The sequence below is a fragment of the Cuniculiplasma divulgatum genome (assembly GCA_031200235.1).
Taxonomy (GTDB): Archaea; Thermoplasmatota; Thermoplasmata; order Thermoplasmatales; family Thermoplasmataceae; genus UBA509.
The window spans coordinates 350,118-373,503 of the sequence record CP133595.1 but is presented as its reverse complement, the minus strand read 5'-3'; the positions used below and the strand labels follow the sequence as shown (position 1 = coordinate 373,503).

The 23,386-nt window shown below is 47.3% G+C and carries 24 protein-coding genes and 1 tRNA gene; 17 read left to right on the top strand and 8 right to left on the bottom strand.

Features of this window, described 5'->3' with window-relative positions; genetic code table 11:
* Both RE469_02005 and RE469_02000 read right to left on the bottom strand, forming a co-directional pair.
* Entirely contained in the window at positions 1-1,122 is a 1,122-nt protein-coding gene (locus RE469_02005; protein ID WMT44984.1) for a PLP-dependent transferase, read from the bottom strand.
* Complete coding sequence (locus tag RE469_02000) at positions 1,097-2,038, bottom strand: homoserine kinase (GenBank protein ID WMT44983.1); 942 nt, start codon at positions 2,036-2,038, stop codon at positions 1,097-1,099. Before RE469_02000 ends, RE469_02005 begins: the two co-directional genes overlap by 26 nt.
* 145 nt (positions 2,039-2,183) lie before the next feature.
* On the opposite strand from RE469_02000, the gene RE469_01995 reads away from it, so the two are divergent.
* From RE469_01995 to RE469_01975, 5 genes are all read left to right on the top strand, one after another.
* Positions 2,184-2,837 carry a cyclase family protein gene (locus tag RE469_01995; protein ID WMT44982.1) on the top strand — a complete coding sequence of 218 codons (654 nt, stop codon included), beginning with the start codon at positions 2,184-2,186 and terminating at the stop codon, positions 2,835-2,837.
* A 165-nt stretch (positions 2,838-3,002) separates the two neighbouring features.
* Positions 3,003-4,196, top strand: a complete 1,194-nt coding sequence (thrC, locus tag RE469_01990) for a threonine synthase (GenBank protein WMT44981.1) — start codon at positions 3,003-3,005, stop codon at positions 4,194-4,196.
* A gap of 83 nt (positions 4,197-4,279) precedes the next feature.
* Positions 4,280-5,980 carry a helix-hairpin-helix domain-containing protein gene (locus RE469_01985; protein WMT44980.1) on the top strand — a complete coding sequence of 567 codons (1,701 nt, stop codon included), beginning with the start codon at positions 4,280-4,282 and terminating at the stop codon, positions 5,978-5,980.
* A gap of 250 nt (positions 5,981-6,230) precedes the next feature.
* Complete coding sequence (locus RE469_01980; GenBank protein ID WMT44979.1) at positions 6,231-6,812, top strand: isochorismatase family cysteine hydrolase; 582 nt, start codon at positions 6,231-6,233, stop codon at positions 6,810-6,812.
* Between the two features lie 121 nt (positions 6,813-6,933).
* On the top strand, positions 6,934-8,088 hold the full coding sequence (locus RE469_01975; GenBank protein WMT44978.1) for a citrate/2-methylcitrate synthase: 1,155 nt from the start codon (positions 6,934-6,936) through the stop codon (positions 8,086-8,088).
* A gap of 570 nt (positions 8,089-8,658) precedes the next feature.
* On the opposite strand, the gene RE469_01970 is transcribed toward RE469_01975, so the two are convergent.
* A tRNA-Leu gene (locus RE469_01970) sits at positions 8,659-8,743 on the bottom strand.
* A gap of 60 nt (positions 8,744-8,803) precedes the next feature.
* Between RE469_01970 and RE469_01965 the strand changes: the two genes are divergently transcribed.
* Positions 8,804-9,013: a hypothetical protein gene (locus RE469_01965; GenBank protein WMT44977.1), complete on the top strand. Its 210-nt coding sequence runs from the start codon at positions 8,804-8,806 to the stop codon at positions 9,011-9,013.
* A gap of 7 nt (positions 9,014-9,020) precedes the next feature.
* Here the strand turns inward: RE469_01965 and RE469_01960 are convergent, their stop codons facing one another.
* Together RE469_01960 and RE469_01955 are read right to left on the bottom strand one after the other, a co-directional pair.
* A complete protein-coding gene (locus RE469_01960; GenBank protein ID WMT44976.1) occupies positions 9,021-9,962 on the bottom strand; it encodes a transcription initiation factor IIB in 942 nt (313 codons plus the stop codon).
* A 14-nt stretch (positions 9,963-9,976) separates the two neighbouring features.
* Complete coding sequence (locus RE469_01955; protein ID WMT44975.1) at positions 9,977-10,189, bottom strand: hypothetical protein; 213 nt, start codon at positions 10,187-10,189, stop codon at positions 9,977-9,979.
* A 270-nt stretch (positions 10,190-10,459) separates the two neighbouring features.
* Between RE469_01955 and RE469_01950 the strand changes: the two genes are divergently transcribed.
* Genes RE469_01950 through RE469_01940 form a run of 3 tightly spaced genes read left to right on the top strand, consistent with a single transcriptional unit; the run spans position 10,460 to position 12,259 of the window.
* Positions 10,460-11,392: a transcription initiation factor IIB gene (locus RE469_01950; protein WMT44974.1), complete on the top strand. Its 933-nt coding sequence runs from the start codon at positions 10,460-10,462 to the stop codon at positions 11,390-11,392.
* A 6-nt stretch (positions 11,393-11,398) separates the two neighbouring features.
* Positions 11,399-11,965: a GMP synthase subunit A gene (locus RE469_01945; GenBank protein WMT44973.1), complete on the top strand. Its 567-nt coding sequence runs from the start codon at positions 11,399-11,401 to the stop codon at positions 11,963-11,965.
* Positions 11,966-12,007: 42 nt separating this feature from the next.
* The gene (locus RE469_01940; GenBank protein ID WMT44972.1) at positions 12,008-12,259 is read left to right on the top strand and encodes a PRC-barrel domain-containing protein; all 252 of its coding nucleotides are present in this window, start codon (positions 12,008-12,010) and stop codon (positions 12,257-12,259) included.
* A 9-nt stretch (positions 12,260-12,268) separates the two neighbouring features.
* On the opposite strand, the gene RE469_01935 is transcribed toward RE469_01940, so the two are convergent.
* From RE469_01935 to RE469_01925, 3 genes are read right to left on the bottom strand one after another with little or no spacing between them, the layout of a single operon-like run.
* Entirely contained in the window at positions 12,269-13,933 is a 1,665-nt protein-coding gene (locus RE469_01935; protein WMT44971.1) for a glutamate--tRNA ligase, read from the bottom strand.
* A complete protein-coding gene (locus RE469_01930; protein WMT44970.1) occupies positions 13,934-14,884 on the bottom strand; it encodes an NOG1 family protein in 951 nt (316 codons plus the stop codon).
* A gap of 10 nt (positions 14,885-14,894) precedes the next feature.
* Positions 14,895-15,080, bottom strand: coding sequence for a DUF1059 domain-containing protein (locus RE469_01925; protein WMT44969.1), 186 nt, complete (start codon positions 15,078-15,080; stop codon positions 14,895-14,897).
* A 49-nt stretch (positions 15,081-15,129) separates the two neighbouring features.
* On the opposite strand from RE469_01925, the gene RE469_01920 reads away from it, so the two are divergent.
* The 8 genes from RE469_01920 to RE469_01885 all read left to right on the top strand — a co-directional run bounded on the left by RE469_01920 (position 15,130) and on the right by RE469_01885 (position 23,269).
* Positions 15,130-15,342 carry a hypothetical protein gene (locus RE469_01920; protein WMT44968.1) on the top strand — a complete coding sequence of 71 codons (213 nt, stop codon included), beginning with the start codon at positions 15,130-15,132 and terminating at the stop codon, positions 15,340-15,342.
* On the top strand, positions 15,329-15,682 hold the full coding sequence (locus RE469_01915) for a hypothetical protein (GenBank protein WMT44967.1): 354 nt from the start codon (positions 15,329-15,331) through the stop codon (positions 15,680-15,682). The genes RE469_01920 and RE469_01915 overlap by 14 nt, the downstream gene beginning before the upstream one ends.
* Positions 15,683-15,741: 59 nt before the next feature.
* Positions 15,742-15,987, top strand: coding sequence for a hypothetical protein (locus tag RE469_01910; protein ID WMT44966.1), 246 nt, complete (start codon positions 15,742-15,744; stop codon positions 15,985-15,987).
* A gap of 87 nt (positions 15,988-16,074) precedes the next feature.
* Positions 16,075-18,015, top strand: coding sequence for a DNA topoisomerase (ATP-hydrolyzing) subunit B (gene gyrB / locus RE469_01905; protein WMT44965.1), 1,941 nt, complete (start codon positions 16,075-16,077; stop codon positions 18,013-18,015).
* A gap of 9 nt (positions 18,016-18,024) precedes the next feature.
* On the top strand, positions 18,025-20,439 hold the full coding sequence (gyrA, locus tag RE469_01900) for a DNA gyrase subunit A (protein ID WMT44964.1): 2,415 nt from the start codon (positions 18,025-18,027) through the stop codon (positions 20,437-20,439).
* Entirely contained in the window at positions 20,426-21,439 is a 1,014-nt protein-coding gene (locus RE469_01895; protein WMT44963.1) for a homoserine dehydrogenase, read from the top strand. The genes gyrA and RE469_01895 overlap by 14 nt, the downstream gene beginning before the upstream one ends.
* Positions 21,440-21,456: 17 nt before the next feature.
* The gene (locus RE469_01890) at positions 21,457-22,404 is read left to right on the top strand and encodes an MBL fold metallo-hydrolase (GenBank protein ID WMT44962.1); all 948 of its coding nucleotides are present in this window, start codon (positions 21,457-21,459) and stop codon (positions 22,402-22,404) included.
* A gap of 76 nt (positions 22,405-22,480) precedes the next feature.
* Positions 22,481-23,269 (top strand): hypothetical protein, encoded by a 789-nt coding sequence (locus RE469_01885; protein ID WMT44961.1) that lies wholly within the window; start codon positions 22,481-22,483, stop codon positions 23,267-23,269.
* Positions 23,270-23,386: the final 117 nt, after the last annotated feature.

The following is a 23,386-nucleotide window of genomic DNA, read 5'->3' as shown; positions in this document are numbered from 1 at the left end:
TCAGGGTATACCCAGGGCACTGGTGATGTCATCAAGAATCACAGCCGGATCCTCAAGTCCAACGGAGAGCCGGAACGTGGATTCAGAGAAGCCAACCTTCTTCCTCTCATCTGGTGAAAGGGATCTGTGGGACATTGTGGCTGGATGAGAAATGGTGGTGTTGACACCGCCAAGTGTATTGGCAGGCTCTATGATCCGGAGTCTTGACATGAATTCTTTGGGGCTGCTCATGCCTTTATGAATGTCAAAGCTTATTATGCCCCCGAAGCCATTGAGCAGTTTCCTGGCCACGCTGCTGTCAGGATGTGATTCCAGTCCGGGGTACCTGATGGTCCCGAAGGAAGGATTATCCTGAAATTCCTCTGCAAGCTCCATTGCGGTATCATTGATTCTCTTCATGCGGACCCCAAGAGTTTTCAGGCCCCTTATGGTCAGATACGCCGTATTCGGATCCATTGATGTGCCAAGAGTTCTCCGGAATGAATCTATGGAGCTGATTGAATCAGGATCTCCGGAGGCTGAACCACCAATTATGTCATTGTGCCCCGACATGAATTTTGAAAGGCTGTGAATAACAACTGCCGCGCCCTGACCGTGCGGCTTCTGGTTGACAGGTGTGGCAAGGGTCGAATCCACCACCAGTTTTCCTCCATGCTCAGATACAATTCGGGAAATTGCAGGAATATCATATACCCGCAACACGGGGTTCGATATGCTCTCAAGAAAAACTATATCCGCATCCGGTGCCAGATCCATGACATTTTCATTTCCCGGTTCAGATACATTTACAGTTATGCCGTACTGCCTGAGGAACTCAGTGGCAAACCTGAAGGTCCTTGCAAAACAGTCCCTGGTAACAAGGAGCCTCATTCCCGGCCTGAGCAGCTTCAGAAGCGTGGTGGTGATTGCCCCCATTCCCGATGAAAACGCGGTGCTTGAACTGGTGTTTTCAAGCACGGATATAATCCTTCCCAGCTCTTCCACTGTTGGGTTGGATTCCCTTGAGTAGCGGTACTTCTCGCCATCTGGCATCCTGTATGCGCTTGTCTGGTAAATGGGATATGTCAGTGAACCTGTGACCGGATCGATGCTCTCCTTAACTCCCTGCCGGATTTCTTTCAATTCTTGTACCTCCTGCAATTTTAGATTCAACAATGCTGTAACCGATCTTCATCCGGGAAAGGATTTGCTCAGTTCCTGATCTTATCTTTTCTATTTCGGTGAGGCTGTCAACAACAGCAATTACGCTGGGGCCGGCACCGCTGATACAGACACCTGCGGCACCTGCTTCAAGCATCATGATCTTGAGTTTTTCATAAAATGGATAGAGAGGTTTCCTGGCGGCCTCAACTATGACATCATTCATTCCATTCTTAACAAGTTCCCGGTCTCCTCCCATAAGGCCTGCAATCAGTTCAGTCACAAATCTGGCGTTCTGTATGTAGCTGGAGATGGGGACATCCTTTGGAACCAGGGTACGGCACAATTTGGTTTTGTCCTTAATGTAAATGGACGGTATTATGGTGAGGAATGAGAATGATCTGTGGATCGTCAGGCGTTTCACCCTGACTGGGGAAACAGATTCAACAACAACGAATCCTCCGTGTATGCTGGCGGCAACATTGTCTGCATGAGGTGTTCCGGATGAAGCCGCCTCTCCAAGCATGGAATATTTCACCTTTTCATCCATTGACAGCTTCAGGCCAAAGAGTTCACTTACTGCTGAAACAGCAGCCGCAGCGGATGCCCCACTGCTGCCGAGGCCAAGACCTGGAGGAATCCCTTTCCTGATTTGAAGCGACACCGGCTCATTTATACCATGATCACGCAGAAGATTTAATACAGAAAGTCCTGCAGTGTTGGTCATGGGATCATGATTCTCATCCATTCCACCGATTGTCAGCAGGGTGTTGCCCTGAGAAGGATTTATGGTGGCAGTCACGGCATCATGGAAGGCGTCATGGGCCACGGCAAGAAGGTCATAGCCGGGTCCCATGTTTGCAGAGGACGAATATGAGATTGCGGTGACCTGATCCATTACAGCGAAAATATGACATTGGATAATATTTTTCACTAATACAGTATTATTGCAGGGAATATGTGTTCATGACGCCACCAGAAGGGCCAGGGCTTGTCCTCACCCTTTAAGACCAGAATTATTAATGGTGGTGCCATATATAACCATGAAAATCAGGGGTTATTTCGATCTCTCAGTTCTCTTACAGGGCGGGATGCCCATATGGCCCACCAACCCACCTGTCAGGGTGCAGAGGGAAGGCACGCTGGAAAAGGATGGGTACAATGTTGAGAGTTACTGGTCAGTAACACACACCGGCACCCACATAGATGCTCCGTTCCATATGGTGGATGGTGGAGCCACAGTTGACGAAATTCCAATCCATCAGCTGGCAGGTGATGGTTACGTAATCAGGCCGGAACTGGAAGGACGGGAGATTACTGAAGGGAGTCTCAGGAAGGTATGGAAGGATGAATATGACGGCAACATTGTGCTCATCAACACCGGATGGGATAAAAAGCGCGCATTCACGCATGAGTTTCAGTACGATTTTCCTGGACTTGCAGTAAATGCAATCGACTTTCTTCTGGATCACCGACCGTCAGTAATTGGCATAGACACGCTTGGAATAGAGCCCTATGATCATGAAGATTTTACCGTTCACAAGGCACTGTTGAAAACGGGAATGATCTTCATAGAAGATCTTGCCAACCTTGATGAACTGCAGGTGGGTAAGAAATATCTGGTGGTGGCACTTCCACTGAAAATACAGGGCGCCAGCGGATCCATGGCACGGGTAATCGCGCTGGATGTTCAATGAAATGATGGTGCAGGACGGCGAAAGAACCCTTATTTATTCGGCCTTTGCAGGGTACTGATCCGAACAAGCATATCCACATATGCCATGCAAATAGAGGCATATGACGAACAGAGGTCGGAACAGGCCTCAACATATTTTTATTTACTGAATAGCATGGCCATAAATATGGACACAGACGGCGAATCGTGGCTCAGCTGCATAAGGTGCGGGCGGAAGTATGACATTTCACGCAGGAAATACATATGCGACAGATGCCATGGACTTCTTGAGGTTAAGCACAGCTTCCCGGACCATTTCACTTTAGAGGGCTTTTCTGGCGTCTGGCACTATGGTCCCCTCATCCACCCTGCACTGGGTAAAGCACGCATAATTTCACGCGGCGAGGGAGCCACAGCCATGTATTCCCACGAATCAGTATCCAGATTCACGGGTCTCTCAAGCCTGGGAATGAAGCATGAGGGAGAAAATCCCACAGGAAGCTTCAAGGATCGTGGTATGACTGTGGCCGTGACAGAAGCCCTCAGGCTTGGGGCAACCGAGACCATCTGTGCCTCAACCGGGAACACCTCGGCTTCTGCTGCTTCATACAGTGCCCTCGCGGGAATCAGGAGCAATGTTCTCATCCCTTCCGGCAATATATCATCCTCAAAACTTTCCCAGGCCATTGCCTACGGTGCCAGAATAATAGACATCCCGGGAGACTTTGACATGGCCATGTCCAACGTGATCAGGATTGCAGAAAACAGGCAGGATTATTATGTTTTAAACTCCATCAATCCCTGGCGGATAGAAGGGCAGAAGACAATCTTCTTCGAAATAATGGAAAGGGTAAGGGATTGCCGTTTCATAGCACTTCCCGCAGGGAACCTGGGAAACACATCGGCTGCCGGAAAGGCGATACGTGAGTTTAAAGAGCTTGGCCTTATTGATGATATCCCGAAAATAATATCAGTGCAGGCAGAAGGCGCCAGTCCTTTCTACAATCTCTGGACAGGAGGCGGGGAAAAACTTGAACCGGTCAGGGCTTCCACCATAGCCAGCGCAATAAGGATTGGAAATCCTGTAAACTGGGAGAAGGCAATACGTGAGATAAGATACACAGGGGGAATGGTTGTCAGAGTGACCGACAGGGAGATCATGGAGTCCAAAAGAGTCGTGGATCGATCAGGAATAGGGTGCGAACCCGCTTCTGCCGCTTCAGTGGCCGGACTGAAGCAACTTGTGGACCAGGGGGAGATAGACAGGAACGACAGTGCAGTGGCGGTGCTCACCGGAAACATACTTAAGGATACGGCATCCATTCAGGAAGTTTCTGACAGAATCCCGATGGAGGCTTTTATGCAGGAACTCCTGGCATGATCCAGATTTCCTCTTTTTAACTGCACCCACAATCATTTATTCCGTTCATGCTGAATTTATTAACCTGAAACTTATGTTTATGCATGTCCAATTCTGATGTTGCACGTATTTTCGATGAACTGGCCGATATGGAGGAAATAGAGGGGAATCGCTGGGAATCCCTGGCTTACAGAAAAGCCGCTGCATCAATCAGGGCACTTGGGCTTCCCCTTGAGACCCTATATTCCAGGGGAGAACTGAGAACCATAGACGGGGTTGGCAGTGCAATTGAGAAGAAGATCATCCAGTTTCTCGAAACCGGAGAAATTTCGAAATATTCCGAAATGAAATCCAGATATCCCATAGACTTCACAGGCCTGAGTCGTGTGCAGGGGCTTGGGCCCAAGAAAATATTCACTCTTTATACGGCGCTTGGCATCAGGAACATCGATGATCTGAAAATGGCAGTGGAAAGCCATAAGATTGAAAACCTCCCCGGTTTTGGAAAAAGGTCAGAAGACAACATCAGGCACTCCCTCAGTCTTATTGCGACACGTTCGGCCGATAGGTTGCCACTTGCAAAGGTTTACTACGAGGTCATGTCCATGGCTGACAGCCTGATGGCATCCGGAACTGTCAGGAGGGTTGAAGTTGTGGGTTCAATAAGGCGGATGAAGGAGACTGTAGGGGATGTGGACATCCTGGCGGTTTCGGACGAACCCGAAAAGGCACTTCAAAGCTTCCTTTCGCAGAAGTATGTCACAGGCATAGTCGTGAGTGGTCCATCAAAAACCTCAGTCAATCTTTCAATTGGCCTGAACGGTGACTTCCGGGTCTTCAGTGCCGAATCCTTCGGTTCAGCAATGCAGTATTTCACAGGAAGTAAGGAGCATAATATTAAAATGAGGGACCTGGCCATACAGAATGGCCTGAAACTTAATGAATACGGGCTCTTCAGGAAAGACATTCCAGTAGCTGGCGAAGACGAAGAGGGCGTATATTCTGCACTTGGTCTCCAGTACATTCCTCCAGAAATGAGGGAGAATAGCGGTGAAATAGAGGCTGCAAGAGACCGAAAACTGCCGAAAATACCGGAATATGTGGATATTGTTTCAGACATGCATGTCTCAATCCGTAATTTCAGCCCGAAAATAGTTCATGACATTATAGCAGCATCAAGGAATGAAGGCATGAAGTATGTGGCCTTATTATATGATGGCATAAATGCAGACAGGGACAAGGGCGTTGATTATGAAGGATATGGGGTCATGCAGAAATACGTTGAAAAATTAAATTCCGGGTCAGATTTCAAGATCATACCGGGGATAAAGATACCAGTGAAGCAGGAAACCGGACAGGTATCAATTCCATCGGATATGCGGAATTCAGCATATGTGGTGGGTACACTTTCTCCTAAAGACATTTCCGGTGAATCAGATCCCACCGACTTCATCATAAGAGCAGTAAGATCAGGGTCATTCAGAACCCTGTCATATTCATATACGGAGCCTGAACCAGACAACAGAATCGGTATTGATAATGATCTCATATTCAAGGCCTGTGCGGAAAATAAGATTCTCATTGAGTTAAGTGGCAGTCCTGGCGATTATGGCATCCACTATACTGCCGCCAGGGCGGCATCATCATCAGGGGTAAATTTTGTTCTTGGCAGCAGGGCCACTTCTCCTGGGGAGATCAAGCATATCAAATTCGCCACGGCCATAGCCCGCAGGGGATGGGTCGAGAAAAGCAGAATAATAAATTCGGCTGATTACAACGCGGTAATAGGTGCCCTACAGTTATAACGGCTGTATGGAAATGTTGAATCATACGCCTGTTAGTGCTGCAGCCATCCAGCAAGCAAGTCTCACGCTGACTTCCCGACACCGGTGAATGCCTGCCTTGTCATATTGACATAACTCTAAGTTTTGCCATGAAATATGGGTATCCAATTTATTTCAAAATAAGATTCGGGATCACCTGCTTCAAGGGATTAAAACTTGCGGATGTATCAGGCTTCCAACATTCCTATAAATAATGAACGCATTCTTAGTCATGACAGAAAGAAAAGTTTTCACTGAATTCCGCGAGATTATCGATCCTTCTCACACTGCCCTTGTAATATGGGATGTCCAGAACATGCTTGTTGGCAGAATCTTCAACAGGGAACAGTACCTTCCTGGTATAACAAGATTCATAGGGGCAGCTCACTCAGCGCGAGTTCCTGTATTTTTCACAAAGATCACTCCGCTGCCGGAAGCGTTTGAATCTGGTGTCAGGCTCTCACAGAGGAGGTTCCCAGGTGGGCTTTCTCCGGAAATGCTTGATCTTGCAGTTAAGCCCGGCAAGGATGATATAGTTATTAACAAGAACACAGCAAGCATATTCATCGGGACAAATTTTGAACTCATGGTGAGGAACGCCGGCATACAGACAATTATTTTTGCAGGCATAGCCACTGAAATAGGAGTGGAATCAAGTGCAAGGGATTCACAGAACAGGGGATTTTACACCATTGTTGTTGACGATCTGAGTTCATCTGCTGACAGGGAAGCACATGAAAGATCCCTGGCAAATATGAAGAACCTTCTGATGGTAAAGTCCTCTTCCGATATCGTGAATATCTGGTCGTCCTGAAGAAATCTGTGATTATCCAGATCAATAATATTTTATTATTTTCTCGGCACATAGGATAGATAGGTTTCCCTTACATAATATCAAACTAAACAGATAAGTATACTCAAGTGATACACCTTGCATGGCCGACGAAAACATCACAATAAGCAAAGGCTTGGAAGGAATATACATAGCAGACACAACACTTTGCAAAATTGACGGAGCTAACGGCAAACTCTGGTACAGGGGATATCCCATAGAAGTACTGGCAGACAAGTCCAGTTATGAAGAGGTAGCTTTTCTCCTGCTTTACGGGCATTTGCCCAAGAAGGATGAACTTCATGTTTTCAATCAGAGGTTGATTTCTGAGCGGGAAGTTCCAGAATCCATTGAGGAGATCATTAAAAGTTTCACAGGCAGGACACATCCAAACGACGTTCTGAGGACCTGTGTTTCTGCCATTTCAGCATATGATTCAGATATGGCAGACCGAGGTTCAGATGCAAATATAGAAAGGGCTATCAAGCTCACTGCCAAGATGCCAACCATAGTTGCCATGATTGGAAGATACAGGCAGGGAAAACCATTCATCAAACCTTCCAGAACGCTTTCGCATTCGTCAAATTTCCTGTACATGCTCACTGGAGTTGAACCGGATAAGGAATCTGCAAAGCTCATTGACCTGATGTTCATACTACATGCCGAACACGGAAGCAACGCATCCACATTCTCGACCCTTGTCACCGGTTCGACACTTGCGGATGTCTATGCAGCAGTTGTTGCAGGCATATCTACCCTGAGAGGCCCACTCCATGGTGGAGCAGACGAGGCAGCCCTCAATATGATGAGAGCCATAGGTGAACCAGACAACACGGAGACATACATTGAAGATGCACTTGCAGGAAAGCAGAGAATAATGGGATTCGGCCACCGTGTTTACAAGGCATACGACCCTAGGGCGAAAATTGTATACAATTACCTGAAATCATTCATGCAGAAAACGACAGATCCAAAAATAGAGAAGCTTCTTGAAATAGCAATCAGGGCAGAGAAACTCATGGAGGAAAAACTCAGCAAGACCAAGGGAATATGGCCAAACATTGACTTCTTCTCAGGCCCACTGTATACAGCCATGGGTATTCCATCGGAACTCTTCACCCCGGTTTTCGCGTGCTCCAGGGTGGTCGGATGGACTGCGCATCTCTTCGAATACTGGCAGAACAACCGCCTCTTCAGGCCTCTGGATCACTATGTTGGTCAGCTGGATATAAAATACGTTCCAATAGATCAGAGATAAACAGTTTTAAAAACCTAAATTTTTAATCTTTATAAAATTATTAATCGAAGCCGCAGCCGCACTGTATGGCTTCTATTTCAGACCTATGCTCAGTTCCGCACATCCTGCATTCATATCTTTCTTCACTCAACTTTCTTACCTCCATTTTGCTCTAATGAGTGTTAAAAAATGTAGTTTAAAAAATTTACGATTCATGCATTCGTCAATTGTTGAACTTTTTTGATTAAGTATCCTAAATCTGCGGCTCTAAAGCCGCGAAACTCATATTCCATGCAACCATACTGTATAGGTTTTGGTTTTCATATTATGGACCACTTCACCCGTACTTCTTCGCTGAAAGATAGAGAAAATTGACATGGGAATACAAATATGTGATCCAAGCTAACAATGTTAGCAAAGATGGCCTCTTATATGGGTTGCCATCTCCAGAATCGGGAGACATTGATTACGCTATGGAAACTCTGATGAAAAGGAAGTGTGTAATTCAATCCCAGGACAGACAGTTCATATTGGAAAAAACCCAATACAATAAGCCGCAGGCTATGGATTTATCTGCGCAAGATGCGTTAATGCGGAGGGCCGGATTCGAACCGGCGAATCCCTACGAAAACAGATCTTGAGTCTGTCGCCTTTGACCTGACTCGGCAACCTCCGCAATGCCATGGGTAAAGACAAAGGCAATAAGATTATTTCGCGTGTTCATATTGCGTGAAGAATGAAGATAGATCTGACCATTTGCTCCCAATCGCTTGACTGTAAATCCCTGAAAATGGTGCTGGAGCCAGATAATGACAGCAGAATATGCATAGACTGCACTGATGATTGCGCAAACATTGAAATTAATAATGTAAAGGAGACCTCAATGTACAGTATAGTGGACGATCTGCTCAGATCATTTGAGGTCTATGAAAAAATAAAAGGGTGAGGAAAGCTTACTGCTCAACATCAAGAGCAAGCTTTTCTGTCAGCTCTTTGTACCTGTTCCTTATGGTAACTTCAGTGACTCCCGCGACCTCTGCAACAGCTCTCTGGGTGCGTCTTTCCTGTGTAAGAAGAGATGCAATGTAGATTGCTGCAGCCGCAACTCCTGTTGGACCCTTTCCGGATGTCAGGTCGTTATCCTCGGCCATTTTTAGTATTTCCGTGGCTTTCTTCCTGGCTTCCATTGAAAGCTTGAGCTTGCTGCAGAACCTGTTCACATAATCATCTGGCTTTGATGGCATTATGTTCAGTTTCAGGTACCTGCTCATGATACGGTACGTTCTCCCTATCTCTTTCTTCTTCACTCTGGTAACAGAGGCGATTTCATCAAGAGTCCTGGGCACATTTGTGATCCTGCAAGCAGCGTAGATAGAACCTGCCACAACACCTTCAATGCTCCGGCCCCTTATCATGTTCTGCTTGACAGCTTTCCTGTAGATTACAGCTGCTGTTTCTCTGACATCATTTGGTATGCTCAGGTTTGATGCCATTCTCTCCAGTTCCTGCAGTGCCTGTGAAAGATTTCTCTCTGCGGCGTTTGAAACCTTGATTCTCTTCTGCCACTTTCTCAGCCTGTACAGCTGGGCTCTGTTTCTTGTTGGTATGGACTTTCCATAGGAATCCTTGTTCTTCCATGAAATATCTGTGGAGAGACCCTTGTCGTGAATTGTGAAGGTCATGGGAGACCCGGTTCTCGCTCTGGAATCGTTCTGCTCGGAATCGAACGCCCTCCACTCGGGTCCCTGGTCTATGAAGCTTTCATCTATGACAAGGCCACAGTTATTGCAAATGAGTTCACCCCTTTCATAATCTCTTACTAACTGGGTTGACCCGCATTCAGGGCACTTTTCTATCTCCTCTATTCTTTTCTTTTTTTCAGGTGCATTTTCCATCTTAATTCCTCCTTTTAACATACAACCCTGAACTTTTCCTGTTCAGGATAGGTTTCATTCATACTGAGCAGTGCGTAGGGCGCCTTCACAGGCCCGAATACTCTCGTAACACGTCCCACCACCTTTCCGTTCTCATTCACTACCTTTGCCCTAATCTTAAGGCAATCAGAGATCCGTACCACCATCTGCTTGTTCAGCCTGTGAACAATTTCCACTCCGACTTCCATGTAAACATGATAATGATAACAAAGTATATAAATGTAACGTAAAGTTATTAAAAAGAGTTTTGATCATATTAAAGCATTGATATTCTATCCGTGGCAATCTGGCTCCTGAGGATAATATATATCTTGATGTTATTTGCAAATTTGTCGTATGATGCATAACATACTATTTAAAGTCTGATCAAAATTTGTCAGTGAAATATTAATATAGTACAAATAGAAAAGATTTAATATCCGCTCCTATGTCGTATTTAATAATTATCTGCGGGTGTTATGATGGGTTCAAACATAGATCAGGAAGTAACCAAGAAATGCCAGGAATGCGGTTCCGAGCATCTTATTAGGGACTACGAGCGGGGAGAGCTTATTTGCAGCGATTGTGGAATGGTCATTGAGGACTCTTTTATTGATCAGGGGCCTGAATGGCGCGCATTTGATTCCGAACAGGATGACAGAAGGGCAAGAACTGGATCGCCCATGACTTTTTTGAGCCACGACAAAGGGTTGGCAACTGAGATATCATGGTCCAATAAGGACTATTATGGTAAGCGGATTCCGCACAAAAATCGCGCACAGATATATCGGGTCAGAAAGTGGCACCAGAGGATAAGAGTAAGCAACGCTGCCGAAAGGAACCTGTCACTGGCACTTCAGATGCTCAATGACAACGGTGCAAAGCTGGGAATTCCAAAGGATATCAAGGAAACTGCTGCGCTCATATACAGAAGGGCTGTGGAGAAGAACCTTATCAGGGGAAGAAGCATAGAGAGCATAGTCTGCGCATCCATTTATGCAGCATGCAGAATGGTCAATCTTCCCAGGACACTGGATGAAATTTCCAAGGCATCTGAGGTGAACAAGAAGAAGATAGGAAAGGCTTACCGGCATCTGGCCAAGGAGCTTAGCCTGAATCTTAAGCCCACAACGCCTTACTCATACGTTGCCCAGTTCTGCAGCAAACTTGATCTGGACAAGCAGGCAATCATCGTGAGCGAGGACATAGTAAGGAGATCGATTGAACTTGGAATTTCCTCCGGGAAAGGACCAACCGGTGTGGCAGCAGCCTCCATATACATCGCATCTGTCATGGTAGGCAAACCAAGAACCCAGAAAGAAATTGCACGTGTTTCCGGTGTTACTGAGGTAACAATCAGAAACAGGTACAAGGAGATCAGTAAATCCCTGGGAATACCTGGAATGGAATAATCTCGGATGAAGATATTCGTTGTGGACAACGGTGGGCAGTGGACCCACCGCGAATACCGCGTTCTCAGAGATCTGGGTGTTGAGAGCAGGATCGTTCCAAACACTGTGGATTCACACGAACTTGATGGAATTGATGGGCTGGTGCTTTCCGGCGGGGCCCCCAGCATAGTCTCTGAGCTGGACAAGCTTGGAAACGTGGGAAAATTTATCGATGATCATTCTTACCCGATCCTTGGCATCTGTGTTGGAGCCCAGTTTATTGCCCTGCATTTCGGAGGTGAGGTTGGGCCGGGGGTGCATCCTGAATTCGGAAGGACTGAGGTTGTATTCAGCAAGGTTGACCGAATTTTTACTGGAATCCCGGAACGGATAACTGCCTGGGAAAATCATAACGATGAGGTCAAGAGCCTGACCGGGGATTTCGAGGTCCTGGCATCGTCAAAGACCTGCAGCATTCAGGCATTCGAGCACAGGAACAGGCCCATATATGGTGTTCAATTCCATCCTGAAGTTGACAACACACAGTTTGGAAAGGAACTCATGAAAAATTTTGCTGAGTCCTGCAAAAAGTGAATCCGGCGAAAATTTATATCCATTTTACCTTTAGTCAGTTGAATGCTAACAGAGGTTACAGAACTTCGTGACATGCCAGTCTATACCGATAGAGGTGTTCTGGTCGGTACGGTCACGGATATAATTTTGGACATTGAAACCCAGGAAATCTACGGTCTGTACATTGATCATCCAAATTCTGAACTTGTGGAAATGAGTTCCGCCATAAGCATACCATTCAGGTGGATCAAGGCCATAGGCCAGATCGTCCTGCTCAGAAAATTCCCTGCATTCCTGAAAATACCTCAGGAATGATTATCAGTATTACGGATGGGTGAAGAATCCCGTTTGCTCGGATGCGATATTCACGTATCCATACCTTTCCAGCTGAGCCACTCCCTTGTATTTTTCGGCAAGTGGTTCTATGAGTCCCTTGTCCTGAGTCCCATCAGGCTTATTTACGGTGAAGACTCTGGCATTATCTGGAACCCACTGGATTATCCTTGCCTTTCTGTCTTTCATGGCAGTTCCTGCAAATTCTGCGAGAGACCCGGACTTCTTCACGTTGCACAGGTCTTTCAGGCGCAGTTCCGCACCATCCGGCAGCGAATTCCAATCAGCGGCAGGCACGAATAGTGATGGATCATCCCCCAGGGAGTATACGCGGTATCCCATATCCGGGTAAGATGGATGGTACGGTGCCTTGCTGGAAAGCTGCTTGCCACCATCAATTTTAATCCGGACGGGGTTCGGGACATAGAAAAAGCGCGGCGTCTTCGAATCAATTATATCCTTGTTTATGGAATCGAATATTCCCACGGAAAATTCTGAATCAATCTCCCTCATTCCGGACTGGACCCAGTATTTCCTGAACGTTTCAGGCGAAAAACCCCTCTTCCTGAAGGCCAGCAGGGTTCCCAGCCTTATGTCATCCCAACCCGAATATTTGCCCTCTGCAAGTCCCTTTTTTATAATGGAGGTCTTGAGAATCACCCCTGGAAAGTCCACAAGGCCGTAATGGTAGTATTCAGGGAGTTTCCAGTTGTTATAGCTGAATATGTATTTCTGTTTCTCTGTATTATTGATATGATCCTTGCCTCGGATAACGTGGGTCAACCCAAGCAGATGATCATCCACTGCCACGCTGAAGTTCATCATGGGGTAGGCGTGGTATTCCCTTCCGTGCCTGGGATGAACAGCATCGCTGATCCTGAAGGCAATCCAGTCCCTGACGGATGGATTGGGGTGACTCAGATCCGTCTTTATAATAAGGACCGCTTCTCCCTGAGAGAACGTTCCGTCAACCATCTTCTGGAATCCTTCCAGGTTCTCATCCGGAGTTGTTTCCCTGTGGGGGCATGCAATGGAAGCAGAAAGCTTGCGCTTGAAATCCTCCGGTACGCATGAGCAAACATAGGCATGGCCCGCAGCAATAAGTGATCTTGCCTGTTCGTAATACAATTCCATCCTGTCTGACTGGATTGCGATCTGGTGAACTGTGACTCCCAGCCATTCAAGGTCCCTGGGAATCTGTTCATATGCTATGGGGTCTATGTTGGCAGGGTTTGTATCCTCAATTCTCAGTATGAGTTTACCACCATATCTCTTGACGTACTCGTCATTGAGAATTGCCATCCTTGAGTGGCCGATATGCAGTGGTCCTGACGGGGAGGGAGCCATTCTCATGACAACAGGCCCATTCACATTCCTCAGTTCCGGGAGGCTGTGAACCTGTACCTTCTTTTCCCTTACCTCAAACTCCGGGAATTCCCTGTGCACTATTGCAGTTATCTCATCTGGAGACATGCCGTTGATTTTCTCCAGCTCTGCATTGACCAGCCTTGCCAGTTCTCCAGCGTTTTTCCTGTATTCCGGGAATTCACCCAGGATCTTGCTTATTACTGAACCGGCGTTTGCCTTCCCGTCATGCTGAAAGGCATTCCTTATTGCCTGTTTTCTGATTTCCTCTTCCAGATTCAGGAGAATCACCTATTTTACGTATTTTTCCATCTCTTCTCTCAACCTGCCCATTCCAGTTCCGGTTGATGCAGATATGGCTATTTCTTCCACCCTGACATCAGTGAGATCACACTTCGCTTGGACTCGTATTATTGGCGAAAGCAGCGATTTACGGATTTCCTGATAAAGCTTCTCCTGCTGTTCAAGGGAATAGCTGGAATGTCCGGTAGGATCAATGAGGAAAAGCACCGTGCCGCGGATGTCCTTCAGGGAGAGGATGGATTTCAGTTCCATCTCATTCCTCTTGGCCATAGGGCGGTCCAGAATTCCTGGTGTATCAATGATCTGGACTTTCTTTCCGCCGATGGTGGTATAACCTATGAATATGCTCTGTGTGGTAAAGGGATACGGTGCAACCTTTGGACTTGTTCCTGTCAGCGCGGAAAGTAAGGAGCTCTTTCCAACGTTTGGCATCCCCGCAACCAGGAATGTCGGCAGATCGGGGTTTATATCAGGAATCTGCCTTATCCAGTCCCTGCAGCTTCCCAGGAAAGACAGGTCCTTGTCTATGCTCAGCATTATGGATGAGAACCTTCCGTAATATTCCCTCATCATGCGGTTAAGATCCTCAACCTTCTTTCCGGAACGCAGCCTCCTGATAACATCTGTGCTGAGGTCCGTGATCCTCTCGGATGCCCACTGTACCTTGCTGAGGCTCACCTTGTAGTGATCTATGTCAAACATCAGGTCAATCATGTCCCGGTAGAAAGGATGAATCAGCTCAATTGTTGGGAATTTCTTCACCAGCTTTGTCAGGTGTGAGCATGTGGTGCTTTCTATGGTGGACACACGGTCCATTATCTCCTTACGTATCTTGTCCTCTATTTTGGGATGGTATGGCTCTGTTATTCTGGAGGCCCGCAGGAAAGACTTATCTATTATTTCCTGGCTTCTCAGGACCGTCGGTATTCTTGTAAACATATGAAAATCTTCAGGATTTTTTCTCCGTAATAGCATCCTGGAACTTCTTCATCTGGTCATCATTTATTTCAAAGAGGTTGTGCGCGTATCTGGCATGGATTCTGATCTTAGGAATGATTTCTTCATGGGAATTGCCCTCCACTTCATAACTGCACTGATAACCCGCATCGGCGCATCTGAATATATATCGTGTCATTTTCGCCTTATTCTCAACAACCTTAAATATTTACTGAGGCTTCTAAAGCATGAATGGAGACGATCATCCGGAATCGGATATTGAAAGAAAACTCAGCTCGGAATTGAGGTATCTTACCCTGAGGAATGAGAATCTCGTTGAGGATATCGAGATGCTGCGTGCAGATCTCTTATCGCTTCAGGGTCGTGTCACGGAGATTCGGGAGGACATTGCCATTGAAGATGGTCTAGAACGGAGGCTGCGCCAGCTTGTTTCTGAGTGATGAACAGGACATACGCAGGCTATGCAGGGAAATCAACCTGACGGATTCAGAGACTGAGCGGGTGCTGAATAATCCTGGAAAATACCTTGGGATCCTGGCGAAAATAAGGGCGGCCCTGCAAATCCATAGAAAGCTCCTTGTGGAAAAAACCGAACTTGAAACAAAAATTGCCAGCCTGAACTACAGCAATTACGAGCTTTACATGGCAGCCCATACAAATGCAATAGCCATCAGCGGTATTCTTGGGGAAGCAAGGATAAAGGGCATAATGATACCCGGAAGCGAGATGAGCCAGATCAACAGGATACTGGACGACTACCTGATCATAAGGAGAGATTAGGACAGACCTTCCAACGTTCCTGATACCATTTATTAGCTGGATTTCAATATACCATAATCATGCTGAAGGAAGACCACAGAAACATAACCTGCGGGGGCGATCCTTTCAACTACCTGAAGAGCGTCATGAAGGGGCTCTCCATCCAGCTCGATCCGGGCCAGGATGCTGAGATTATGCTTTCCCGGGACAAATTCGGATACGACCGAAACACATATGACGGGCTTGCCAGGACAACAAAGCTGAGGATTGTAAGCATAGTGGAGGAAGATCAGGACATCAGGGTCGTTGTACGTAAGGAAAATTGACCATCTGTGCATGATTTCAGTCAATAAATTCTTATATACAATGGAATAGGGATAATTTGACATTGTACCGTCAAAGGAATGTATGTTATGGAAAATTATGATTCTTCTCAGATACAGATTCTGGAGGGACTTAAGGCAGTAAGAAAGGTCCCAGGAATGTACATCGGGTCAACCGATGAAAGAGGGCTACACCATCTGGTTTACGAAGTTGTGGATAATGGAGTGGATGAAGCAATAGCCGGATTTGCAAAGTCCATATATGTCACCATAAACACTGACAACTCAATAATGGTGGAGGATGATGGCCGTGGTATACCTGTTGACATTCATCCCAAATACGGAAGGCCTGGCCTCGAAATAGTCCTCACCGAGCTCCATAGCGGAGCCAAGTTTGATAAGAAAGTGTACAAGATAACTGGTGGACTGCATGGCGTGGGAGTACATGTGGTCAATGCCCTCTCTTCGAAGCTTGTGGCTGTTGTGAAGAGGGACGGCAAGATATACTGGGAAACTTTCATCCGTGGTGTCCCTGAGGGCAAACTCAAGTCTGTTGAACTATCAGAATTTCTCAGCAGTCCGCCGGAGGAACTTAATGGCGTAAGCCTGCACCTTAACAGGGAACACGGCACAATAATATTCTTCTATCCTGATCCGGAGATTTTCGAGACAACTGAATTCTCATACAGCACCATACTTGAGCGGGTAAGGGACCTGACATTCCTGAATCCAGCCATCACCATTACCCTTGACGACCTCAGGACGGGCAGCAAGGACGTACTGCACTTCGATGGGGGGCTTTCGGAATTCGTGAGATACCTTGGTGAGGGATACAATGCAGTGCACAGAGATCCCATATACAACAGGACGGAAGGAGAGAATTTCGTTGTGGAGTTTGCATTCCAGTATACAACCGGAGTATCAGAAACGCTGGAAAGCTTCGTCAACAACATAAACACCGTGGAAGGCGGAACCCATGTTGCAGGGTTCAGGGCCGGGCTGTCCCGTGTGATACAGGATTATGCCAGGAACAAAAACATGATAAAGGGCGTGGAATCAATTACGGGCGACGACGTCAGGGAAGGCATTGTTGCAGTGCTGCATCTCAAGATTCCTGAACCGCAGTTTGAGGGTCAGACAAAATCAAAGCTGGGAAACAGTGAGGCTCGAGGCATAGTGCAGTCTGCAACCGAAGGCTATCTCAAGGAATACTTTGAATCCTACCCCAACATAGCAGACGTGATAATCAAGAGAACACTTGCAGCAGCCGCTGCTAGGGAAGCATCAAGGAAAGCCCGGGAGCTGGTGCGCAGGAAATCAGCCCTTGAGGGAGGCGGCCTGCCAGGGAAGCTTGCTGACTGTTCCTCCTCTGATCCGGAAAAGACGGAACTGTACATAGTAGAGGGCGATTCCGCAGGTGGATCAGCAAAACAGGCCAGGAACAGGGAATTCCAGGCGATCCTGCCGCTTCGTGGAAAGATACTTAACGTTGAGAAATCCAACGATGTCAAGACCCTGGGCAATCAGGTCATCAGGGATCTCATAACCGCACTGGGAACCAATATAAAGGACGATCTTGACATAAACAAGCTCAGGTACGGGAAGATAATCATAATGACCGATGCCGATGTTGACGGTGCCCACATACGCACACTGCTTCTCACATTCTTCTACAGGTATGCCAGGGAGCTTGTCACAAACGGTAAGATTTTCTTTGCCCAGCCACCGCTTTACAGGGTACAGAAGGGAGACAAGGTTGCATACGTGTACTCGGAGAATGACAAGGACAGAGTTTCTGAGAAAATGGGGCAGAACGCTGTCACACAGAGGTTCAAGGGACTGGGGGAAATGAATCCGGCGCAACTCTGGGAAACAACAATGAAGCCCGAGACAAGGAAGCTGGTGGAGGTCACCATAGAGGATGCAGCTGCAGCCGACAGGCTTTTCTCCATCCTCATGGGCGACAAGGTGGAACCAAGGAGAAAGTTCATTGAAGAGAATGCCAGATACGTTACAAATATAGATCTGTGAGGGATAAACTTGGAAAAAAGACCAATTGAGAATGAGATTAAAACATCATACCTTGAATACGCCATGAGCGTCATAGTCAGCAGGGCAATTCCTGAGGTGAGGGATGGCCTTAAACCCGTTCAGAGGAGGATTCTTTACTCAATGAGCGAACTGAACGTTAACCATGACAAACCATACAAGAAGTGCGCCAGAATAGTTGGCGAGACCATGGGTAAGTACCACCCGCATGGAGATATGGCCATATATGAGGCCCTGGCCAGAATGGCCCAGGATTTCTCAATGCGGTACCTTCTTGTTGATGGGCAGGGAAATTTCGGTTCCATAGATGGTGATGCCCCTGCTGCAATGAGGTACACAGAGGCAAGGCTTACAGAGCTATCGGAGGAGATGGTCCGGGATATTGAGAAGAACACGGTTCCATTCAGGCTGAACTTCGACGGGTCCCTGGAAGAGCCGGAATATTTTCCCACAAAGGTTCCGAACCTTCTCATCAACGGATCGTCGGGCATAGCCGTGGGGATGGCGACCAACATGGTGCCGCACAACCTCACCGAAGTATGCAATGCAATCACATATGCTCTTGACCACCGGGACTATGAGGTAAAGGAGCTTTTGAAATACATAAAGGGGCCTGATTTCCCGGGTGGGGGGATATCATTCTATTCCCAGGAACTCATGGATGCCTACCTGACCGGACGTGGAAAGGTGGTCAGCCAGGGTGAGGTGGACCTGTCTGAGCCCAAGCACATTGTCATCAAGAGCCTTCCGTACGGGGTCAACAAGGCAATCTTCATACAGAATGTTGCAGAACAGGTGAAGAATGAGATTCTGAAGGGGATTACGGATATAAGGGACGAAAGTGACAGAACTGGCATGCGTGTGGTCATAAAGGTCAGGGACGACGATATGAGAAACCTGATTCTTAACCAGCTTTATGAGCACACTGAACTTGAATCTTCCATAGGGATCATCAACCTGGTCCTTGTGAACAACCAGCCAAGAACACTTAATCTCAAGGGACTGGTGGACAATTACATAATGCACAGGCTTGAGGTCATTGTCAAGAGGTCCAGCTTTGACCTGAACAAGATGAGGGAGAGGGAGCATATCCTGCTGGCGCTCACAAAGGCCCTTGAAAATATAGATGACGTCATATCAATCATACGTGGTGCCAGGGATGTTCCTACGGCAAGGGCTGACCTGATGTCGAAACTTGAAATCGACGACGTGCAGGCCAACTCTATCCTTGAACTCAGGCTGCAGAGGCTTACGGCGCTGGAAATCAGCAAGGTTGAGGAGGAACTGAAGGATGTCAGGGAAAAAATCCTGTCCCTGGAGAAAATTCTGGCAAGCGAAGACCTGAGGCGCAGCATAATAAAGGATGAACTCAAGGAGCTTTCCAAGAAATACGGGGACAAGAGAAGGACCAAGATATCATTCAGGGAGATAAAGGCCAGGACCATAGCCGATCTGGTCCCGGAGGAGGACGATGTTGTCATACTCAGTGAGGGCAGCCTCCTGAAGAGGGTGTCGCTTGAGGAGTACAGGGCACAGAGAAGAGGTGGAAAGGGAATAATAACCTCAACAAGGAAGGAGGATTCCGTAAAGACCATCCTCTCCTGCAGCTCACACGACAGCATATTCATGTTCACCAACACCGGAAGGGTTCTGAGGACTCTGGCATATGAAATTGAGAAGAAATCCAGGAAATCTGTGGGAGTTACAGCCGCTTCATATGTTCCTCTTCAGGAAGGAGAAGTGGTGGAGCAGATCATGAAGGCACCGGAATCAAGGGAATCCCATCTTGTGATCCTGACCAGGAACGGTTTCATAAAGAGGACTCCTGCAGAAGCCATACTTGACATGCGTTCCTCCGGCATCAGGATCATAGCGCTGGAGGACGATGACGAGGTTGTTTCCGTTGAGGCAATTTCCAGGGAAGGCAACATAGTGGCAATATCAAATTCCGGTAAGGCATCGGTGTTCACAACATCAGAGGTCAGGCCCACCGGCCGCACATCCAGGGGAGTCAGGGCCATGAGGCTGAAGAAAGGCGAATACATCATTACGGGATTCATTGCACAGGACGACGAGGAAGTTCTAACTGTTTCAGAGAATGGCATAGGGAAGCGCACTCCAATAACCGAGTTTTCTGTTCATCACAGGGGATCTTCAGGAATTCTTGTGTTCAAGAAATCAGAAAGGACTGGAAACCTGGTAAAGGCAATTCCTGTTAAGCCGGACGACGAGATAATGATAATCACAAGGAATGAGAAAACAATCCGGCTGAAGGTGAGCGGAATAAAAAGCCAGGCAAGGGTAACTTCCGGAGTGAAGCTCATAGACACGTCTGACAATGATGCGGTCATTGAGGTATCAAGGATAGAACCGGGCGAGGAAGCTGAGGAAGATGCAGAGAAATAGTATTTCCATATATGTCCAGGGTATAGGTAGTGTGGGCAGGAATTTCCTTTCCATACTGGCAGATGAAGGCAAGCTGATTTCCGAAAGAACAGGGATGGACATGGTCCTTGGCGGTGCATCCGACAGGACCGGATCAGTTATCTTCAGCAAGCCTGTGGCTCCTGCTGATCTTCTGAAGGCCAAACTTTCCGGCAATATACTGTCTCTTGGAAAGGAAGTAACGTCCAAGGAAATGACTGAGAATGAAGGCGGAATTCTTGTGGACATGTCCTCGGCATCCAGGGATGGATCAAGGGAGCTGCAGATGTACCTGTCTGCCATGAAAAATGGCATGGACATAGTGACGGCAAACAAGTCTCCTCTGGCAAACCACTGGAAACAGATCATGGATAATGCTTCAGCAGGCGGGAGAACGGTACTCTACGAAGCCACTGTGGCAGGTGGAGTGCCGTTGTTCAGCCTCCTGGGTGGCTCATGCGGGCCTTCCACCGTGAATGAATTCAGGGGGATTGTCAGCCTTACTGCAAATTTCGTACTGAAACAGATGCAGGAAGGAAAAACTTTCATGGATTCTGTTGCCGAGGCTCAGAAAAGGGGCATTGCTGAAACGAATTTCAGGGATGACACCGACGGCCTGGACGGAGCAAGGAAAACAGTCATCCTGGCCAATGCCTTGTTCGGGAAAAACATGACGCTGAAGGATATCAAAACATCCGGCGTTTCAGAGAGCACAGACGCGAAAGGGATGGATAGATACAGGCTCATCGCAGAAATCACCAGATCCGGAAATGAAGTTCACGCATTCAGCGGCCTTCGTAACCTGGATGATGGCGATTATCTACTTTCACTGGGTGAGATGTCTCTTGGATACGAGGTAAACACTTCAAGGAACGGCAGGCTCAGGATTCACAGCGTCAGTGATGGTCCCGGGGAAACAGCTGCGGCTGTAATGAATGACGTGATGCTTCTGGCCAAGGAAAAATTTCAAGGAAAATGCTGAGATACCTCGTGGATTTAATGTTCAAAATAGATCGGCATGAAGTCCCAATTGCCATCAGGGCACTGAAGACAGCCAATGTTTATGAGATTACAGGGAGGAAGAGAATCATTGTTGACACCGGAATGTCTGATGAATCCTACAATGAACTCATGGCCCAGGGGCTGTCAATGGAGAACGTTGACTACATCTTCCTGACGCACATGCACATAGACCATATCGGATCTGCCCACAGGATGCAGCAGGAGTTCGGCATACCCGTTGCTATGGGGGAAGAGGACATCAAGCGCGTAAATGCCATAAAGGAGAGCCCGGAGGATTTCAGGGATTCTCTGCTGGAAATAATGAGGATGAACGGCACTCCAAGTGCAATCACCGATCAGATGATTCAGCGGCACTTCGTGCTGGATCATCTGGATACGTACCTCCGGATCGAATTCGACATCCACCTGAGGGGCAACGAGGAGATAATTCCAGGAGTCAGGGCTCTTTTCAATCCGGGGCATTCTCCCGGATCATTTTCCCTGTATATAGCTGAATGCAGCTGCCTTTTTTCCGGAGATCACATCCTTCCCGGCATAACACCAAACATCAGTTTTTACGACGACAGCACCGATATGCTGGGGCTCTACCTTGAGAGCCTCAAGCACACAAGGACTCTGGGCGCAAAAATGGTGTATCCAGGGCACCGGTCTCCATTTGAGAACGCAAACAACAGGATAGATCAGCTAATCGCACATCACAATGAAAGGATGAAGGAGATTGCGGGAATTGCCAGCAAGTGGATGACTGCATACGAGGTGGCTGAATCAATGAAGTGGAGCAAAGAACGTAATCTCGTGAGCATGAACCTCATGGAGATGAATTTTGCAATTGGTGAGGCAATATCACATCTGATGCACATGGAAGCGGATGGAATGCTGGACAGGAAAGAGGAAAACGGGCTCTATCTTTATCGGAAGCCATGATTCTGTATAATTATTCAGAACCATAAAAATTCATAAGCTGAAGATCGATGATCATGGGTTCTCAGGAGTAAATACAATGGGATTGAACGCAGTATTATATGCACCAAACACACCTTCTCTCATAGGTGATCTGGGAGTGAGCCACACCATTACAGAGAAGGCGCTTGAGGAAATGGGAAGGAAATACCGGAGCACAGTAAAGACCATGATCGTTGTCTCACCTCATTTTGTAACTTCCGGTGCCATAGGAGTTGTGCTGGAAGATCCCCTCAAGCAGATCTTCGATTTTTCAGGCTTCCCGCGAGAGTTCTATCAGAAAAAATACGTACCCCATGGCGATCCGGAGCTCGGCAAATCACTCATAGCGGCCGGAAAATCTCTTGGCTTATCCATGGGTAGCGTTCCAGACTGGGGGCTGGATCATGGGGCATGGTCTCCTTTATACAGACTCTTCCCTGATGCGGATATTCCGGTTGTTCCCGTTTCAATATCGCCTTCCCTTGGACCTGAGAAACATGAAATCCTGGGAAGGGCCATAAGGAATGCCTCTGAGGGGCATGAAACAATGCTGCTTGTCACCGGTTCCATAATTCACAGGCTCGACCTGTGGGCTAGGGGCAGCGATCATGTTCCTGAAAATGCTTTGAAGTACCTTAAGGAGACAACCGGCCACATGATTAACGGAAGATGGGACCAGATCTGGCACATGCCACGGGACCTTGCAAGATCAGCTTCGCCTGAAGGAGGCGAATTACCTTTCAGGATACTTGCAGGGGCGATGGGTAATAACGCAAGAGGCAACGTGATAGCAAGCGAGATGGAATTTGGTGCTGCGTCACTAACGACAATTGAGTTCAGCTTTTAGGCAAAATCCAGGACAGCAAATGTACATTAGATGGCACCGCATGGCATCTATATAATAGACAAGTTGAATTCAGCAGGCATAGGTTTCATCGGCCAGGATTAAGTAGTAAGTACCAAT

Bases quoted from the DNA above. Each gene is read 5' to 3' on its own strand.
- RE469_01920 (WMT44968.1), top strand. From the start codon at position 15,130: ATGAATGGAGACGATCATCCGGAATCGGATATTGAAAGAAAACTCAGC.
- RE469_01980 (WMT44979.1), top strand. From the start codon at position 6,231: ATGACAGAAAGAAAAGTTTTCACTGAATTCCGCGAGATTATCGATCCT.
- RE469_01975 (WMT44978.1), top strand. From the start codon at position 6,934: ATGGCCGACGAAAACATCACAATAAGCAAAGGCTTGGAAGGAATATAC.
- RE469_01960 (WMT44976.1), bottom strand. From the start codon at position 9,962: ATGGAAAATGCACCTGAAAAAAAGAAAAGAATAGAGGAGATAGAAAAG.
- RE469_01950 (WMT44974.1), top strand. From the start codon at position 10,460: ATGATGGGTTCAAACATAGATCAGGAAGTAACCAAGAAATGCCAGGAA.
- RE469_01945 (WMT44973.1), top strand. From the start codon at position 11,399: ATGAAGATATTCGTTGTGGACAACGGTGGGCAGTGGACCCACCGCGAA.
- thrC (WMT44981.1), top strand. From the start codon at position 3,003: ATGGACACAGACGGCGAATCGTGGCTCAGCTGCATAAGGTGCGGGCGG.
- RE469_01885 (WMT44961.1), top strand. From the start codon at position 22,481: ATGGGATTGAACGCAGTATTATATGCACCAAACACACCTTCTCTCATA.
- RE469_02000 (WMT44983.1), bottom strand. From the start codon at position 2,038: ATGGATCAGGTCACCGCAATCTCATATTCGTCCTCTGCAAACATGGGA.
- RE469_01890 (WMT44962.1), top strand. From the start codon at position 21,457: ATGTTCAAAATAGATCGGCATGAAGTCCCAATTGCCATCAGGGCACTG.
- RE469_01895 (WMT44963.1), top strand. From the start codon at position 20,426: ATGCAGAGAAATAGTATTTCCATATATGTCCAGGGTATAGGTAGTGTG.
- RE469_01930 (WMT44970.1), bottom strand. From the start codon at position 14,884: ATGTTTACAAGAATACCGACGGTCCTGAGAAGCCAGGAAATAATAGAT.
- RE469_01925 (WMT44969.1), bottom strand. From the start codon at position 15,080: ATGACACGATATATATTCAGATGCGCCGATGCGGGTTATCAGTGCAGT.
- gyrB (WMT44965.1), top strand. From the start codon at position 16,075: ATGGAAAATTATGATTCTTCTCAGATACAGATTCTGGAGGGACTTAAG.
- RE469_01995 (WMT44982.1), top strand. From the start codon at position 2,184: ATGAAAATCAGGGGTTATTTCGATCTCTCAGTTCTCTTACAGGGCGGG.
- RE469_01955 (WMT44975.1), bottom strand. From the start codon at position 10,189: ATGGAAGTCGGAGTGGAAATTGTTCACAGGCTGAACAAGCAGATGGTG.
- RE469_01910 (WMT44966.1), top strand. From the start codon at position 15,742: ATGCTGAAGGAAGACCACAGAAACATAACCTGCGGGGGCGATCCTTTC.
- RE469_01940 (WMT44972.1), top strand. From the start codon at position 12,008: ATGCTAACAGAGGTTACAGAACTTCGTGACATGCCAGTCTATACCGAT.
- RE469_01985 (WMT44980.1), top strand. From the start codon at position 4,280: ATGTCCAATTCTGATGTTGCACGTATTTTCGATGAACTGGCCGATATG.
- RE469_01965 (WMT44977.1), top strand. From the start codon at position 8,804: ATGAAGATAGATCTGACCATTTGCTCCCAATCGCTTGACTGTAAATCC.